Genomic DNA, 16,016 nt, shown 5'->3' with positions numbered 1-16,016 from the left:
GTACCTGGCAGCGGGCAGGTGTGCGGGCGTGATCAGCGGGTAAGCGCCGGCTTTCGACGACGGGAGCCGAGATGGCCGACGAGGCGCCGGACTACTTCCAGCCCGAGGGTGGCATGGTCCTCACCCACCTGCTGATCGTGCGTGACGTCAACCGCTCCCGGGAGTTCTACCGGGGAGTCCTGGGCGCGACGGTGGTGCGCGAGCGCAATCCGGCCGTCCTGCGCCTGCACAACAGCTACATCGTGCTCAACGACGAGGGCGGCCCCACCGACGACAAGCCGACCGTACGAGCCCAGGCCCCGGCGGACGCGAACACGCTCAGCGGCGCGATCAACATTCGGGTGACCGACGTGCACGCGGTCTATGAGCAGTGGCGGGCCCGTGGCGGGGAGTTCCTGACCGAACCGAAGGACCACGCTGCGGAGATCCGCTGCTATCTGCGGGATCCGGACGGATACCTGATCGAGGTCGGCCAGGCCACCGGGATCCTCGCCGAACAGGGCCGGGCCGCCGGGCCGGGCGACCTCGGCCGGGCTGCTGCCTGAACAACGACACCTGCCCCCAATCGGACCCGCCACCCCTTCGCTGATCATGCAGTTGTGGCACCGGTAAAGGGAAGAATGCACAGATTGTCAGGTACCACAACTGCATGATCGACGACGTCGTGGTGGTGCGGGGCCGGATCGGATACGACGGTGCGGGAGGGTGGGGCGGGCTCAGGCGGGGTGTGGCTCGGGGGTGCGCTCCTGCTCCCACATCGAGGCCATCTCGTCGAACGCGTGCTCCATGATCTGTTTCATGGCCTGGCGGGCGCCGTCGCCGTCGCGGCGTTGGATCGACTGGGCGACGTCGGCGTGCAGTTGCAGCGCCTGCTCGTGCGGGTGGTGGGGCATGAGGTGGTAGTGGTGGCGGCCGGTGAGCACCTCGGCCACCAGGTCCTGGAGCTTGACGAACATCTCGTTGCCCGAGGCGCGGAGCACCCGGCGGTGGAACTCGATGTCCAGGCTGAGGAAGCGCTCCTCGTCGCCGGCCTTCCCTGCCGCCCACATCTTGGCGGCCAGGCCGACCAGCTCGCTTGCCTCGTCGTGGTCGACCCGGTGCGCGGCGAGCCAGGCGGCGTGCGGTTCCACGGCGGTCCGTAGCTCGGTGATCGAGCGGAGCTGGGCGATGCGCCCGGCCGAGGCGAGCCGCCAACGGATCACCTGCGGGTCGAAGACGTTCCAGGCGTCGGCGGGGCGGATCATGACGCCGACCCGCCGCCGGGTCTCGATGAACCCCATCGACGCGAGCACCCGCAGCACCTCGCGGATCACCGAACGGGACACCGCGTAGCGGTCGACCAGGTCGTCGATGTTGAGCACCGCCCCGGGCGCGAGTTCCCCGCCGCAGATGGCGGTGCCGAGGTGATCGAGGACGCGTCCGTGCAGCCCGGCCTCGACAGGGGCGGTCTGGGCGGGCGCGGCCCCCGGGGAGGTCAGATCCACGGCTCGAATCATATCAGTTGGGTCTACCACTTGTTTAAGTCTGCTTTTTCGGCCTAGCATCCGGACGTTAAGCGGATGTAACAGGCCGAGGTCGCGCTCGTCCCCCCGAGGCGCCGACCAGGACAGAAGGAGAGACGGACGTGGGACGTCGATCAATAATTGGGACATCGCTGGCGATGGTGGCCGCAGTGACCCTGTCCGCCTGCGGCGGTGGTGAAGACAGCGGAGCCTCGGACACGGTGCGGGTGACGCTCGTCAACCACGTCTGGACCGAGAACATCCGGCAGGCGCTGCCGGAGTTCGAGCAGGCGACCGGGCTCAAGGTCGAGGTCACCCAGCTCGGCGAGGACCAGCTCTCGGACCAGTACAACGTCAAGCTCAACGCGGGCTCCCGCGACATCGACGTGATGATGTACCGGCCGTTGCAGGAAGGTCAGCTGTTCGCCAAGAACAAGTACCTCGCCGACCTGACCGACAAGGCCAAGGAGAGCGCCGACTTCGGCCTGGACGACTTCCAGGAGACGCCGTTGGGCGCGACCACGTACGAGGACAAGGTGGTCGGCATTCCGATCATCACCGAGCAGCAGGTCCTCTACTACCGCAAGGACCTGCTGGAGAAGTCCGGCTTCTCCGCGCCGCCGCAGACGCTCGACGAGCTGAAGGCCCAGGCGGCCAAGATCGAGGCGGACAACCCGGGCGTCGCCGGCTTCGTGGCGCGGACTGGCAAGGCCGCCGCCGTCACCCAGTTCTCCAGCTTCCTCTACAGCTTCGGTGGCGACTTCGTCGACGCGTCCGGCAAGGCCGCCGTCAACAGTGACGCCGCCAAGCAGGCGTACGCCTACTACGGTGGGCTGCTGCGCGAGCACGGCCCGGCCAACATCAGCACCGACATGAGCTGGTCGGAGGCGATGGCGATCTTCACCCAGGGGCAGGCCGCCTTCTACACCGAGGCGAACTCGCTCTACAAGAACGCCACCGACCCGGCCAAGTCGAAGGTCTCCGAGACCGTCGGGTTCGCGCCGTTCCCCGCCGGTCCGGCCGGTTCGAAGCCGTACAACATCCCCTCCTGGGGTCTGGCCGTCAACGAGGCCTCGGAGAACCAGAGCAACGCCTGGAAGTTCATCGAGTGGGCCGCCGGTAAGCAGCAGACGCTGGAGCAGCAGAAGGCCGGCGTGCCGGGTGCCCGTACCTCCGTCTGGGAGAACCCGGAAGGCATCGCGACCTACCCGAAGGACATGGCCGACGCGATCACCGTGAGTCTCGCCAACGGCGTGGGTCACGACCGTCCGGTCGTCGAGCGGGTGGCGCAGGCCCGGGAGATCGTCGGACAGCCGATCGTCGACGCGATCACCGGCAAGGACGCGGCTGCCGCGGCCGATGCCGCGAACGAGGGATTCCAGAAGTTCCTGGACGACGAGGCCCGCTGAGCCCGAGCGCGGGGGTGACGGGGCCGACCGCCCCGCCACCCCCGCCCGGCTCTGTCCACCACGGAGATCCGATGCCAGCAGTCACCGCCCCCGAGAGGGCGCCCCGCGGCGCCTCCGTCATGCCCGACACGCCCGGCTGGGCGCGTTGGGCCAACGACCATCGCAAGTGGCTCTTCGCGGCACCGGCCATGGCCTTCGTCGCCGCGCTGATCATTTTCCCGCTCGCCTGGACGGGCTATCTCAGCCTCACCGACTCGGCGGGCTCCGTCCGCGCCGAGTCGGAGTTCATCGGCTTCGGCAACTACGTCGAGGTGCTCACCGACACCGACCGGTTCTGGCCCGCGGTGGCGCGCACCGGGGCGTTCACCGGGGTCGCGTTGTTCGTCGAGGTCGTCCTGGGCATGGCGGTCGCCCTGCTGCTGTGGCGGCCGTTCCGCGGCGAGAAGTGGGTCCGGGTCGCCATCCTGCTGCCGCTGGTCGCCACCCCGGTCGCGGTCGGCATGATGTGGCGGCTCATCTTCGACCCCAACATCGGCCTGGCCAACCAGGCGCTGGGCTGGGTCGGCATCGGCCCGCAGCCGTGGCTCGCCGGACAGCACACCGCGCTGCCCACCACGATCTTCATCGACATCTGGCAGTGGACGCCGATGGTCGTGCTGATCCTGCTCGCCGGCCTGACCTCGCTCTCCGACGAGCCGCAGGAGGCCGCGATGATCGACGGCGCCAGCGCCTGGCAGCGCTTCCGGCACGTCACGCTGCCGCTGCTGATGCCCACCGTGATCGTGGCGATCCTGCTGCGCGGCATCGACGCGCTGAAGACCTTCGACATCCTCTACGCGACAAAGGGCCGGGGCGGTGGCTCGTTCCACGAGGTGGAGACGCTGAACGTGTACGCCTACGGCCTGAGCTTCGACTACAACGAGTACGGCCTCTCCTCGACGGTGCTGATCCTGTTCTTCCTGATCATCATCGGTTCGATGTGGGCGCTCACCGCACGTCGGAAGGGGGCCGGACGATGAGGCCAAGCACCGGGTTCAAGGTGTTCCGCACCATCGCGCTCGTCGTCGTGGTGCTCTCGCTCGTGGCACCGCTGATCTGGATGGTCGCCGCCTCGTTCAAGACGAACGTCGACATCTACGACTCCGCCAAGGCGCTCGTCTTCACGCCGACCCTCGACAACTACGGCACGGTGCTGCAACAGGCCAACTACGTGCAGTTCATCGTGAACAGCCTCTGGGTGGCCTTCGCGGCGACCACGCTGTCGTTGCTGCTGGGCGTGCCGGCGGCGTACTCGATGAGCCGGTTCAACATGCGCAAGTCGGCGCTCGTGGTGCTCATGGCCCGGGTCATCCCCGGCGTCTCGCTGCTGGTGCCCTGGTACTACGTCTTCTCGAACCTGCGCATGGTCGGCGGCTTCAGCGTGCTGATCCTGAGCCACATGTTCGTCTCGCTGCCGCTGATCGTCTACATCATGATGGGCTTCTTCGACGGACTGCCGGAGGAGTTGGAGGAGGCGGCGCTCGTCGACGGCCTCACCCACATCGGCGCCTTCCGCCGGATCACGCTGCCGCTGTCCGTACCGGGCATCGCCACCGCCGGCATCCTGTCCTTCATCTTCTCCTGGAACAACTTCATGTTCGCCCTGGTCCTCTCCGGCGCGGACACCAAGACCCTGCCCGTGGCGATCTTCGACTTCGTCGGCTACGCCAGCATCGACTGGGGCGGCCTGATGGCGGCCACCACAGTGGTCACCCTGCCGATCATGGTCATCGCGCTGTTCGTGCAGAAGTACATCGTCTCCGGCCTCACCGCCGGTGCGACGAAGGGCTGAGGCGATCATGACGACCGTTGCCCGCGTCGAGACCTTCCTCGTCGCACCCCGCTGGCTCTTCGTCCGGGTGGAGACCGACGACGGGATCGTCGGCTGGGGCGAGGCGACCTGCGAGGGCCGCTCCGAGACCGTACGTACCGCCGTCGAGCAGCTCAGCGAGCTGCTGATCGGCCGGGACGCGCTGCGGATCGAGGACCACTGGCAGGTGCTGACCAAGGCGTCCTTCTACCGGGGCGGACCGATCCTGGCCAGCGCCGTCTCCGGCCTCGACCAGGCACTGTGGGACATCGCCGGCAAGCGGTACGGCGCACCCGTGCACCAACTGCTCGGCGGACCCGTCCGGGACCGCATCCGGGTCTACGGCTGGGTCGGCGGCGACGAACCCGACGAGGTCCGCGACCAGATCGCCGCCCGGGTGGAGGCCGGGCTCACCGCGGTGAAGATGAACGCCTCCGGCCGGATGAGCCCGCTCGCCTCCGTCGCCGAACTCGACGCGGTGGTGCGCCGGGTTGCCGCCGCCCGGGAGGTGCTCGGCGACGACCGGGACGTGGCCGTCGACTTCCACGGCCGCTTCACCCTGGCCAACGCCCGGCGCGTCGCGCCGCTGCTGGAGCCGTACCGACCGATGTTCCTGGAGGAGCCGGTGGTGCCGGAGAACTCCCACCTGATCGGCGAGTTCGTCAGGTCCACCACCACCCCGGTCTCGACCGGGGAGCGGCTCTACAGCCGACAGGAGTTCCTGCCGGTGCTCCAGGCCGGCATCGCGGTGGCCCAGCCGGACCTCGCGCACGCCGGCGGCATCACCGAGGTGCGCAAGATCGCCGCCGTGGCGGAGGTCTACGACGTGCAGCTCGCCCCGCACTGCCCGCTCGGGCCGATCGCGCTGGCCGCCTGCCTCCAGGTCGGCTTCGCCACCCCGAACTACCTGATCCAGGAACAGAGCATCGGCATCCACTACAACCTCGGCGCCGAGGTGCTCGACTACTGCGTCGACCAGCAGCCGCTGGCCTTCGTCGACGGGTACGTGCAGCGCCTCACCGCGCCGGGGTTGGGCATCGAGATCGACGAGCAGGCGGTACGCGCGGCGGACAAGCGCGGCCACGCCTGGCGCAGCCCCACCTTCCGGCATCCCGACGGCTCCTACGCGGAGTGGTGACCATGACCCTGGATCTCACTGCCGAACTGGCCGCGACCCGGCTGCTGGCCATCATCCGCGGCACCGACACCGCCGCCGCCATCGCGGCCGGCACCGCCCTGCTGGAAGAGGGGGTGTCGATCATCGAGGTGGCGCTGACCACGCCCGACGCGCTGCGGGCCATCGAGGCGTTGCGGGCGGCTGCTCCACCCGGCGGCCTGGTCGGTGCCGGCACGGTGCTCACCAGCGCCGACGTGGCCGACGTCGCGGCGGCTGGCGCCCAGTTCGTGGTCACCCCGGCCGTGGTCGAGTCGATAGGCGTGGCGGCCCGCCGAGGCCTGCCGGTCGCCGCCGGTGCGCTCACCCCCACCGAGGCGTACGAGGCGGTGCGGCTGGGCGCCAGCGCGGTCAAGCTGTTCCCGGCCTCGGTCGGCGGGCCGGCGTACCTGCGGGCGGTGCGTGACCCGTTCCCGGACATCCCGTTCATCGCGGTCGGCGGGGTGGGGCCGGCCGAACTGCCCGGCTACCTGGCGGCCGGAGCGATAGCCGTCGGCGTGGGCGGCCCCCTGGTGGGCGACGCCGCCTCCGGCGGCGACCTGGCCGCCCTGCGCGAGCGGGCCCGCGCCCACCTCGCGGCGATCGGCGCCACGGCGGCGTCATGAGCGCACAGCAGGCCGCTCCCCGGGATCCGAGCGGTGACGCCGTGCGGCGGCAGGCGGCGCAGCGCAGCGCCGACCTGAGCGCGGGCGGCCCGAACACCCCGACCCACGGTGTCGACGTGGTCACCGTGGGCGAGGCGCTGGTGTCGCTGCGCTCGTCCGGGCCGCTCGCCAACGGCGGGCCGCTGACCATGCACCTGGCCGGCGCGGAGTCGAACGTGGCCATCGGTCTGGCCCGGCTCGGCCACCGGGCCGCCTGGGTCGGTCGGGTCAGCGACGACGAGCTGGGCGAGTTCGTGCTGCGCCAGCTCCGCGCCGAGGGGGTCGAGGTCGCCGCGGTACGCCGTGACGCGGATCGGCCCGCCGGCCTGATGTTCCTGGAACGGCGTACCGCCGACGTGTCCCGGGTCCGCTACCACCGGGCCGGTTCGGCCGGTGCGGCCCTCGACGTCGAGGACCTGCGGGCCCCGCTCGCGGCCGGCGCCCGGATGCTGCACCTGACCGGGATCACCCCCGCGCTGTCGGACAGCGCCCGCGAGGCCGCCGCCTGGGCGGTGCGTACGGCGGCCGAGGCAGGTATCGGAGTCTGCCTCGACGTGAACTACCGGGCCGGACTGTGGTCCCGCGAGACCGCCCGGGCGACGCTGACCCCGCTGGCCGGGTACGCCTCCGTCGTCGTGGCCTCCGCCGACGAGCTGGACCTGGTCGCGTCGGCCAGCGCCGACGAACCCACAGCGGTGGCCGGCCTGCTGCGCCGGGGCGTGCGGACGGTGCTTGTCAAGCTCGGCGCCGACGGCGCCCGGGCGCACACCGTCGACGGTGTCACCCACGTCGCGGCGGTCCCGGTGACCGCCGTGGACACCGTCGGGGCCGGCGACGCGTTCACCGCCGGCTACCTCTCCGGGCACCTCGACGGGCTGGACCTGGTCGACCGGCTCCGTCGCGCGGTGACCCTCGGGGCCTTCGCGGTCGCCGGCGACGGCGACTGGGAGGGACTGCCCCGCCGCGACGAGTTGACCCTGATCACCGGCAGCGCCGCCGGCACCACCCTCCGCTGAGTACGTTCCCGCAGGAGAAAGGCACCCCTCGTGAAGATCGTGGCCGCCGACGTCATCGTGTCCAGCCCGGACCGCAACTTCGTCACCCTGAAGATCACCACAGAGGACGGCATCACCGGCCTCGGCGACGGTACGCTCAACGGACGTGAACTGTCCGTCGCCTCGTACCTGCGTGACCACGTGGTGCCGTTGCTGCTCGGGCGCGACGCGCACCGCATCGAGGACGCCTGGCAGTTCCTGTACCGCTCGGCGTACTGGCGGCGCGGACCGGTCACCATGGCGGCCATCGCGGCGGTCGACGTCGCGCTCTGGGACATCAAGGCCAAGGCCGCGGGGATGCCCCTCTACCAGCTGCTCGGCGGCGCGTCCCGCACCGGCATCATGGCGTACGGCCACGCCTCCGGGCGGGACCTGCCGGAGCTGTTCGACTCCATCCGGTCGCACCTCGACCTCGGCTTCCGGTCGATCCGGGTGCAGACCTCCGTGCCCGGCATCAACGCCGTGTACGGCGTGGCCACCCAGCCCAGCGCCGACGGTAAGCGCTACGACTACGAGCCGGCGCAGCGCACGCCGCTGCCGGCCGAGGAGGACTGGGACACCCGGGCGTACCTGCGTCACCTGCCCGGCGTCTTCGAGGCGGTCCGCAACGAGTTCGGGCCCGAGCTGCCGCTGCTGCACGACGGGCACCACCGGATGACCCCGATCCAGGCCGCGAAGCTGGGCAAGGCCCTCGAACCGTACGACCTGTTCTGGCTGGAGGACTGCACCCCGGCGGAGAACCAGGAGGCGCTGCGGCTGGTCCGGCAGCACACCACCACGCCGCTGGCGATCGGCGAGGTCTTCAACACCGTCTGGGACTACCAGACCCTGATCCGGGAACAGCTGATCGACTACGTGCGCTCGGCGGTCACCCACACCGGTGGCATCACCGCGATGCGCAAGCTGCTCGACTTCGCCGCGCAGTACCAGATCAAGTCCGGTATCCACGGTCCGACCGACATCTCGCCGGTCGGCATGGCCGCCGCCCTGCACCTGGACCTGGCCATCCACAACTTCGGCATCCAGGAGTACATGCGGCACGGCGCGCTCACCAACGAGGTGTTCCGCCAGTCGTTCACCTTCACCGACGGCTACCTGCACCCGGGTGAGCAGCCGGGCCTCGGCGTCGAGCTGGACGAGGCGGCGGCCGCCCGGTTCCCGTACCAGCCGGCGTACCTGCCGTTCAACCGGCTTCAGGACGGCACCGTCCATGACTGGTGACCGGTCGACCCGGCACGTGGTGGTGATGGGCGTCTCCGGCGCCGGGAAGACGACGGTGGCGCAGGGGGTCGCTGCGCTGACCGGGCTGACCTTCGCCGAGGCCGACGAGTTCCACTCGGTGGCCAACGTGGCCCGGATGCGGGCCGGAGTACCCCTGGACGACGCGGCCCGCTGGCCGTGGCTGCGCTCCCTGGCCGACTGGATGGCCGCCCGCCACCGGGAGGGGGTGTCGACGGTGCTGGCCTGCTCGGCGCTCCGGCGCTCCTACCGGGACGTGCTGCGGCAGGGCCCGCCGGCTGTGGACTTCGTGCACCTGGCCGGGCCGTCCGAGGTGATCCGGGAGCGGCTGACGCTTCGCTCGGGCCACTACATGCCGGCGAGCCTGCTCGACTCGCAGACCGCCACGCTGGAGCCGCTGTGCCCCGATGAGCAGGGCCTCGTCCTCGACCTGCGCCTGTCCACCGACGAACTGATCACGAAAACCGTCAACCACCTCGCCCTACCCCACCACCCCTGACCCTTCCTTCCTTCCCTGCCTCGCGCCACCCCCGCCCCGCGTGTCGATCGTGCACTTTTCGTCCCCGCAAAAGTGCACGATCGGCGAGGCGGGGGCGGGGGAGGTAGCACGGGGGGTTGGGGTGGGGGTGGGTTTGCGGGTTTCTGGGGTGTGCGGTGCGGTGGTGGGTCACCATCTGGGGTGGTGGCCAGGAACGTTGGCGGTGTCGCGACGGCAGGTGGACGGGCGTGCGGGAGACAGCGGTCGAGCCGATCGTCAGTGGCGATGACGTCAGCCTGGCGGAGCAGGTGTGGCGCAACGCGGCCGAGGATCCGGACGCGGTGCAGTTCGTCAGGCCCGACCCGGATCCCCGGTCGTGGCCGGTCCGCCGCTCCGGTCGAGGCGGCGCCCTGCCGGTGACCTGCCGACAGTTCCGCGACGACGTGCTGGCGGTCGCCCGCGGGTTCGTCGCCGCCGGCATCGCGCACGGCGACCGGGTCGGATTGCTCAGCCGCACCCGGTACGAGTGGACACTCGTCGACTACGCCCTCTGGTCGATCGGCGCGGTGACCGTGCCGATCTACGACACCTCCAGCACTGAACAGATCCGCTGGATGCTCGGCGACTCCGGGGCGGTCGGCTGCGTACTGGAGACCGCCGACCACGCGGTCAGCGTGGCCGGCCTGCAGGCGGAGCTGCCCGAGTTGCGGCAGACCTGGCGCATCGACGCCGGTGAACTCATCGAGCTGGTGGCCAGAGGGCGCACCGTGGACACTGCCGAGGTGGATGCCCGTCGAGCCGCGGTGACCGGCGACGACATCGCCACGATCGTCTACACCAGCGGCACCACCGGGCCACCCAAGGGCTGCGTACTGGCCCACCGCAACCTGTCCGCCGACATCGGCAACGCCACGGCGGTGCTGCCCCAGCTCCTGCATCCGGGTGCGTCGACGGTGCTGTTCCTGCCGCTGGCGCACGCCTTCGCCCGGCTGATCCAGGTCGGCATGGTGCACACCCGGGCGACGATGGTGCACAGCGCCGACCTCTCCGGGGTGCTCGACCAGCTGCGCCGGTTCCGGCCCACCTTCATCCTGGCCGTGCCCCGGATGTTCGAGAAGATGCACGACCAGGCCCGGCACACCGCCGAGGACGCGCACCGGGGATGGCTCTTCGGCCTCGCCGAGCGGGCGGCCGTGCGGTACAGCCGCGCGCTGGACACTCCGCGCGGGCCCGGAAAGCTGCTCCGCCTGGCGCACCTGGTGTTCGACCTCGCCGCGTACCGCCGGTTGCGCGCCGCGCTCGGCGGGCGGTGCCGGATGGCCATCGTGGGCGGCGCGCCGCTGGGGGAGCGGCTGGGTCATTTCTTCCGGGGCGCGGGCATCACCGTCCTGGAGGGGTACGGGTTGACCGAGACCTCTCCGGCGCTGACCGCGAACCTGCCGACGGCGATTCGGATCGGCACGGTCGGCCGGCCACTGCCGGGGGTACGGATCCGGATCGCCGATGACGGCGAGGTCCACGCCCGGGGGGAGGTGGTCTTCGGCGGGTACTGGCACAACCCGGAGGCCACCCGGGAAGCCTTGACCGACGACGGATGGCTGCGTACCGGTGACCTCGGCGCGATCGACGACGACGGTTTCCTGCGGATCACCGGACGGACGAAGGAGATCATGGTGACGGCCGCCGGCAAGAACGTCGCGCCCGCGCCGATCGAGGAGCGCATCCGATCGCATCCGCTGGTCAGCCAGGTGATGCTGGTCGCCGACGGCCGACCCTACGTCGCCGCACTTGTCACAGTGGACCCGCAGGCGTGGACGCGCTGGCGGGAGCAGCACGGGCATTCCGGGGCGGCGGTGTCGGCGTTGCGGGACGACCCGACACTACGTGCGGAGATCCAGGTGGCCATCGACCGGGCCAACCGGAGCGTCTCCCGGGCCGAGCAGGTCAAGACCTTCCGGATCCTGCACCGGGATCTCACCGAGGTCGACGGGGAACTGACCCCCACTCTCAAGATCAAGCGGGAGGCCGTGCAGGACCACTTCGCCGACGAGGTGGCCGCCCTCTACCACGGTCACTGAGGCCGGTGCCGCACCGCCGCCGCCCAACCGGTGCTGATCATGAACAGCGCGGCGCTGTAGGTCGTCATCACCAGCACGTCGTGTCCGGGCATCCGCGTACCGCCCGCGCCGAGACCGATCAGCAGGTCCGAGAAGAGGAAAAGCGCACCGCCGAGCGCGACCCGCCGGCCGACCGCGGTGGCGGCCGCCGCCATCAGGCTCAGCGCCAGGCTGTACCCGAGGACCGGTAGCCGCAGCTCGCCCAGCCGTGGCCACAGCATCGCATTGGCCACCGCCCACAGCGCCAGATAGCCGATCACCGCCGCCGGTCGGGCCCGGCGGTGACGCACGAAGGCGGTGATGAACGCGATTTGCGTACCGAGGAAGCAGCCCATCCCGACCAGGAACGCGGTGTCCGACGGCACCAGCAACGCGACGTCCCCGGCGGTGGCGAGGACCAGACCGACCGCGATCGGGGCGTCCGTCGCGCGGACCCGCCACAGCCAGGCCAGCAGGAGCGGCGCCAGCAGCGGTTTCGCGATCCATTGCACGGCGCGCAGGTCGGTGGCGACGGCGACCAGTTCGACGGCCGCGACCACGGCGAACGCCCAGAGCAACGTCGCGTCCCGGTCCGGCCACCGCAGCCGTACGCGCGCCGGCAGCCTCCTCGGGCCGGTGCCGGTTGCGGCGTTCATCGGGCCGGCTGCCAGCCCGGGCGACGCAACAGGTACCCGAGCCGCTCCCGCCAGGACCTGGCGGTGCGCAGATCCCGCCAGATGGCCGCGTACTCGTGGGTCGCCACCCGCAGCGGGTTGTAGGTGCCGATGTTCCTGGTCAGGCCGTACCGGACCGCATCGCCCTCGGCCTGGAAGGTCCCGAAGAGCCGGTCCCAGATGATCAGGATGCCGCCGTAGTTGCGGTCCAGGTATTCGGCGTTCGAGCCGTGGTGCACCCGGTGGTGCGAGGGGGTGTTGAACAGCAACTCGATCGGTCGGGGCAGCACGCTGATCCGCTCGGTGTGCAGGAAGAACTGGTAGAGCAGACTGATCGACTGCTGGAGGAAGATCATCCACGGTGGAATACCGAGCAGGGCCAGACCGAGCCAGAAGGGCAGTGAGGTCATCGGCGTCCAGCTCTGCCGCAGTGCGGTGGAGAAATTGAAGAACACGCTGGAGTGGTGCACCACGTGGCCCGCCCAGAGGACCCGGACCTCGTGGTGCGCCCGGTGGAACCAGTAGTAGGCGAAGTCGTCGGCGAAGAACAACAGCACCCAGACCCACCAGTCGCCGGGGGAGAGGCTGAACGGCGAGATGGTGTACGCGGCGGCGTACAGACCGATGGTGAGCAGCTTCCACGGCACCCCGATGACCTGACTGCCGGCGCCCATGGTCAGGCTGGTGGCGGTGTCGCGGGCCTCGTAGCCGCGCTCGGCGTCGTCGGGCGCGAACCGGTAGGACACCGCCTCGACGATGATGAGCAGGAGGAACGCGGGGATGGCGTAGAGCACGGCGGGGATCATGCCCGGCTGTCCTTTCTGGTCGGGGCGGTCAGCGCGGCGGTGAGCAGGGACCGCGCCTGCTCGGCGGCCTCGGCGTCCCGACCGTCGGCGATGGCCGTGGCCAGCCGGCGGTGCCCGGTGACGTCGAGCAGTTCGGTGGCGCGCCGCTGTGGCGGCACCTCGGCCACCGCCAGGGCACCGGCCACCAGGCTGTTGAAGGCCAGCAGGTACGCGGTGTTGCCACAGCCGTCCAGGATGAGCCGCCACACGGCGATGTTTGCCTCACCCATCGCGGTCAGGTCGGGGGCGAGGTCGGCGAACTCCTCGACCGCGCGCACGATCCGTCGGCGCGCCGCGTCGTCGGCACGGCGGGCGCAGAGCCGGGCCGCGTCCACGCCGATGCAGGCCCGCATGTCCATCATGTCCCGCACCAGGGTGGCGACCGGTAGGACGTCACCGGAGCGGACGAGTGACAGCGCGAGGTCCAGGCCGGCGTGCACCCGCCAGTCCAGCACCCGGGTGGCGCCGCCCTGGCTGACCCGGACCAGGCCGAGCTGCTGCAACCGACCCAGCGCCTCCCGTACCGCGTGCCGGTTCACCTGGAAGGCCGCGGCCAGCTCCCGCTCGCCGGGCAGGGTGTCGTCGGTGCGGTAGGTGCCGCTGACGATGGCGTCGCGCAACTGTCCGAAGACCAGGTCGGCGACGGAGGCTCGGGTCACGGGGACGAATGCCATGCCGGGCAGTGTGGCTCAGCGCACATCAACCCGTCAACTGGTTGGACCAGTAGGGGACACGCCCGATTCGACACGCCCGGTGCCTGGTGACCAGGCGGTCGCGGTGAGTTAGGGTGCGTTCGCAGCGGGTGGCGGTCGGGTACGGGAGGCGCCGGTGACGAGACGACGGCGTGGCCTCGTCCGGGCGGTACTCCGCCTCGGTTTCCTGACCCTGGTCGCCGGGGCGGCATGGTGCGCCTACGACGTCGCCTCGACCGATCCCGCACGTGCCGCCGAGGAGCCGCCAGCCGCCACTCAGGACGGACCGGCCGCCCGCACCGCCGACCTCGTCCGGGGCCTGCTCACTCCGGTGCTCGCCCCGGCTCCGCCAGCCCCGGATCCCGTTCCGCCGCCTCCGCCGCGGACCGCTGATCCGCCCGTGGCCGATCCGTCCCGGCCGCCCTCGCCCGACGGTGACCCGATGCGGCCCGAGCCCGCGCCGCCGACGGGCGACGCGCCCCCGGAATCGCCCCGGCCACCGGCGCCACCCGACCAGGCCCTGCCTGGAGAGCATCCCGAACCCCCCGCCGATGCCGGGCCGGCGGAGCCGCCGACGCCACCTGCCGATGGGCGGCCACCCCAGGACACCGCGCCGCCGCCCGAACCGACGCCCCCGGCCGGGCGGGCTCCACTGTCGACCGACCCGACCACGCCGAGCCCGGCTCCGTCGGAGCCGGCGTCACCTCGGGGTGGTCCCGGCCAGGTCGATGAGGAACCGCCAGCCGACCGGCTGGCCGGGGTGCCGGCCCCGGGCAGGCAGGACGGCAGGTCCGCGGAGGCGGTGGCGCGGCTGCTCGCGCCGCTTCCCGATGCGGTACGCGACGAGGTGACCGCCGTCATCACCGCCGCGGGGCCGCTCACGGTCCCGCTCATCGTCTTCCTCGAGGAACTCCTGGGCCCCACATCGCCGCTCGGCTCCATCGTGGCTGATCTGGACCCCGTCCTGCCGGATCTGACGCCGATCCTCGACCTGCTGGAACCGGTGCTCGACGTCCTGGACCCCGTCCTCGGTCTGCCTCAACCCGACCCGACGCCGACGGACCCGACCCCCGATCCTGACCCCGCCACGCCACCGGTACCGGGCGAAGATCCCGCACTGCCGGAACTACCGGACCCGATCGACCTTGGGCCGGGCACTGCTCCGCTGGTCCGTTCCGCCGAGCATGTGACAGGCCACAGGTCCGGGCATTCGCCGGCAGGGCAGCAGCGAGCCACCGAGGGAATCGTCGACGGTGGACCAGCCGACCGCGACCGGCAGGCCGAGCGCACCCCGGGCCAGTCGCCCCTGTCACCGGCGCCGGCCACCAGCGGCGCCGAGCAGGCCCCGATCTCACCCAGCGGCCCGGCCGACACGGCGGCGACTGTCTGGTCGCCGCCGCCGGCCAGCGGCCGGGTGACCCGGCTGGCGCGTACCCGACGCCGGCCCTCCCGCTCGCCACGCCCGCGCAGCCGACCGGCCTGACCGGAGCGCACGGCATTCCCCGCGCCGCCGGGCCGGTCGTGGCCGCGCGGCGTGACATCTGACGGCGGCCGTACCCGCTGACCGTCCCCGGCCCGCCCGCGCATGTCCGCGGCGCCGGCCTGAACCACAGACCTTCCGACTTCACGCCTCACCAGGAGTACCCATGCACGTCACCCTGCCGGTCAACCGTGCCCGATGGTGCGACCTCGACTGGATCGTCGACCTGCTCACCGCCACGATCGTGCCGACCTCCCTCGGCGCGTGGCTCGTGCCCGACGAGCGGCGGCGTCCCGCCGTGATCGCCGCCGTGGCCCGCATCTGGACCGAGCATGCCCTGCTGTTCGGCGACGCGTTCCTGCTCAGGGACGGCACTGCCGCCACCGTCTGGTTCCACCGCTATCGCCCGATCCCACCGCCACCTCGCTACGACGAGCGACTCGACGACGCCAGCGGTGAGCATGCCGTGCGCTTCCGTCGGGTCGATCACATTCTCGCCGCGCGGCGCCCCGTCGAGGCGCACAACCACCTCGCGTTCCTCGCCGCGCCACCGGACGCCGACCGGGCCGGTCAGGCCGCCGCAGTCCTCGCCGGCAGCCACCGGTACATGGACAACCTCGGCCTGCCCACCTATGCCGAGGTGCACCGCAGCGACGACATCCGCCTCTACCGCCGGCTGGGCTACCGCAGTCGGCACCGTCTGACCCGGCCGGACGGTCAGGCGATGAACGTGCTCTGGCGGCCGCCGTCACCGGTTCGGTCCGGACCGGATCCGGGGCCGGTGCGACGCCACGACCCGGGCCGACCACCGGCACCGGCCCGTACGGTCGTGATGGTCGACGCCCACATGCCGTCCTGACCGGGACACCTGGTCCGGCG

16 protein-coding genes are annotated in these 16,016 nt (G+C 71.3%); 12 read left to right on the top strand and 4 right to left on the bottom strand.

Features of this window, described 5'->3' with window-relative positions; all coding sequences use genetic code 11:
* The first annotated feature begins 71 nt into the window (after nucleotides 1-71).
* Nucleotides 72-545, top strand: a complete 474-nt coding sequence (locus tag AB0I71_RS13880) for a VOC family protein (RefSeq protein WP_357584354.1) — start codon at nucleotides 72-74, stop codon at nucleotides 543-545.
* A 171-nt stretch (nucleotides 546-716) separates the two neighbouring features.
* Here AB0I71_RS13880 and AB0I71_RS13875 read toward each other — a convergent pair whose 3' ends face one another.
* The gene (locus tag AB0I71_RS13875; protein WP_357584352.1) at nucleotides 717-1,484 is read right to left on the bottom strand and encodes a FadR/GntR family transcriptional regulator; all 768 of its coding nucleotides are present in this window, start codon (nucleotides 1,482-1,484) and stop codon (nucleotides 717-719) included.
* A gap of 188 nt (nucleotides 1,485-1,672) precedes the next feature.
* Here AB0I71_RS13875 and AB0I71_RS13870 point away from each other — a divergent pair, with 188 nt between their 5' ends.
* The 9 genes from AB0I71_RS13870 (at nucleotide 1,673) to AB0I71_RS13830 (ending at nucleotide 11,428) form a co-directional block, all read left to right on the top strand.
* A complete protein-coding gene (locus AB0I71_RS13870) occupies nucleotides 1,673-2,911 on the top strand; it encodes a sugar ABC transporter substrate-binding protein (protein WP_357584350.1) in 1,239 nt (412 codons plus the stop codon).
* Nucleotides 2,912-2,982: 71 nt separating this feature from the next.
* Entirely contained in the window at nucleotides 2,983-3,930 is a 948-nt protein-coding gene (locus AB0I71_RS13865) for a sugar ABC transporter permease (RefSeq protein ID WP_357584348.1), read from the top strand.
* Complete coding sequence (locus tag AB0I71_RS13860; RefSeq protein ID WP_357584346.1) at nucleotides 3,927-4,742, top strand: carbohydrate ABC transporter permease; 816 nt, start codon at nucleotides 3,927-3,929, stop codon at nucleotides 4,740-4,742. The genes AB0I71_RS13865 and AB0I71_RS13860 overlap by 4 nt, the downstream gene beginning before the upstream one ends.
* Nucleotides 4,743-4,749: 7 nt before the next feature.
* Nucleotides 4,750-5,898 (top strand): galactonate dehydratase, encoded by a 1,149-nt coding sequence (dgoD, locus tag AB0I71_RS13855; protein WP_357584344.1) that lies wholly within the window; start codon nucleotides 4,750-4,752, stop codon nucleotides 5,896-5,898.
* Between the two features lie 2 nt (nucleotides 5,899-5,900).
* A complete protein-coding gene (locus AB0I71_RS13850; protein ID WP_357584342.1) occupies nucleotides 5,901-6,539 on the top strand; it encodes a bifunctional 4-hydroxy-2-oxoglutarate aldolase/2-dehydro-3-deoxy-phosphogluconate aldolase in 639 nt (212 codons plus the stop codon).
* Nucleotides 6,536-7,594 (top strand): sugar kinase, encoded by a 1,059-nt coding sequence (locus AB0I71_RS13845; protein WP_357584340.1) that lies wholly within the window; start codon nucleotides 6,536-6,538, stop codon nucleotides 7,592-7,594. Before AB0I71_RS13850 ends, AB0I71_RS13845 begins: the two co-directional genes overlap by 4 nt.
* Nucleotides 7,595-7,624: 30 nt before the next feature.
* Complete coding sequence (gene manD, locus AB0I71_RS13840; protein WP_357584338.1) at nucleotides 7,625-8,854, top strand: D-mannonate dehydratase ManD; 1,230 nt, start codon at nucleotides 7,625-7,627, stop codon at nucleotides 8,852-8,854.
* Nucleotides 8,844-9,371, top strand: a complete 528-nt coding sequence (locus AB0I71_RS13835) for a gluconokinase (RefSeq protein ID WP_357584336.1) — start codon at nucleotides 8,844-8,846, stop codon at nucleotides 9,369-9,371. Before manD ends, AB0I71_RS13835 begins: the two co-directional genes overlap by 11 nt.
* A 227-nt stretch (nucleotides 9,372-9,598) precedes the next feature.
* Nucleotides 9,599-11,428 (top strand): AMP-binding protein, encoded by a 1,830-nt coding sequence (locus AB0I71_RS13830; RefSeq protein ID WP_357584334.1) that lies wholly within the window; start codon nucleotides 9,599-9,601, stop codon nucleotides 11,426-11,428.
* Here the strand turns inward: AB0I71_RS13830 and AB0I71_RS13825 are convergent.
* The 3 genes from AB0I71_RS13825 to AB0I71_RS13815 are packed head-to-tail and all read right to left on the bottom strand — an operon-like array spanning nucleotide 11,422 to nucleotide 13,639.
* Entirely contained in the window at nucleotides 11,422-12,102 is a 681-nt protein-coding gene (locus AB0I71_RS13825) for a lysoplasmalogenase (RefSeq protein ID WP_357584332.1), read from the bottom strand. The genes AB0I71_RS13830 and AB0I71_RS13825 overlap by 7 nt on opposite strands.
* Nucleotides 12,099-12,926 (bottom strand): sterol desaturase family protein, encoded by an 828-nt coding sequence (locus AB0I71_RS13820; protein WP_357584331.1) that lies wholly within the window; start codon nucleotides 12,924-12,926, stop codon nucleotides 12,099-12,101. Before AB0I71_RS13820 ends, AB0I71_RS13825 begins: the two co-directional genes overlap by 4 nt.
* Nucleotides 12,923-13,639 (bottom strand): GntR family transcriptional regulator, encoded by a 717-nt coding sequence (locus tag AB0I71_RS13815; RefSeq protein ID WP_357584329.1) that lies wholly within the window; start codon nucleotides 13,637-13,639, stop codon nucleotides 12,923-12,925. The genes AB0I71_RS13820 and AB0I71_RS13815 overlap by 4 nt, the downstream gene beginning before the upstream one ends.
* A gap of 154 nt (nucleotides 13,640-13,793) precedes the next feature.
* Between AB0I71_RS13815 and AB0I71_RS13810 the strand changes: the two genes are divergently transcribed.
* Both AB0I71_RS13810 and AB0I71_RS13805 read left to right on the top strand, forming a co-directional pair.
* Entirely contained in the window at nucleotides 13,794-15,140 is a 1,347-nt protein-coding gene (locus tag AB0I71_RS13810) for a hypothetical protein (protein ID WP_357584327.1), read from the top strand.
* Nucleotides 15,141-15,303: 163 nt separating this feature from the next.
* Nucleotides 15,304-15,996 (top strand): hypothetical protein, encoded by a 693-nt coding sequence (locus AB0I71_RS13805; protein ID WP_357584325.1) that lies wholly within the window; start codon nucleotides 15,304-15,306, stop codon nucleotides 15,994-15,996.
* Nucleotides 15,997-16,016: the final 20 nt, after the last annotated feature.

This window comes from Micromonospora sp. NPDC049891, assembly GCF_040660295.1.
GTDB lineage: Bacteria > Actinomycetota > Actinomycetes > Mycobacteriales > Micromonosporaceae > Micromonospora.
This window is presented reverse-complemented; position numbering and strand designations above follow the sequence as displayed.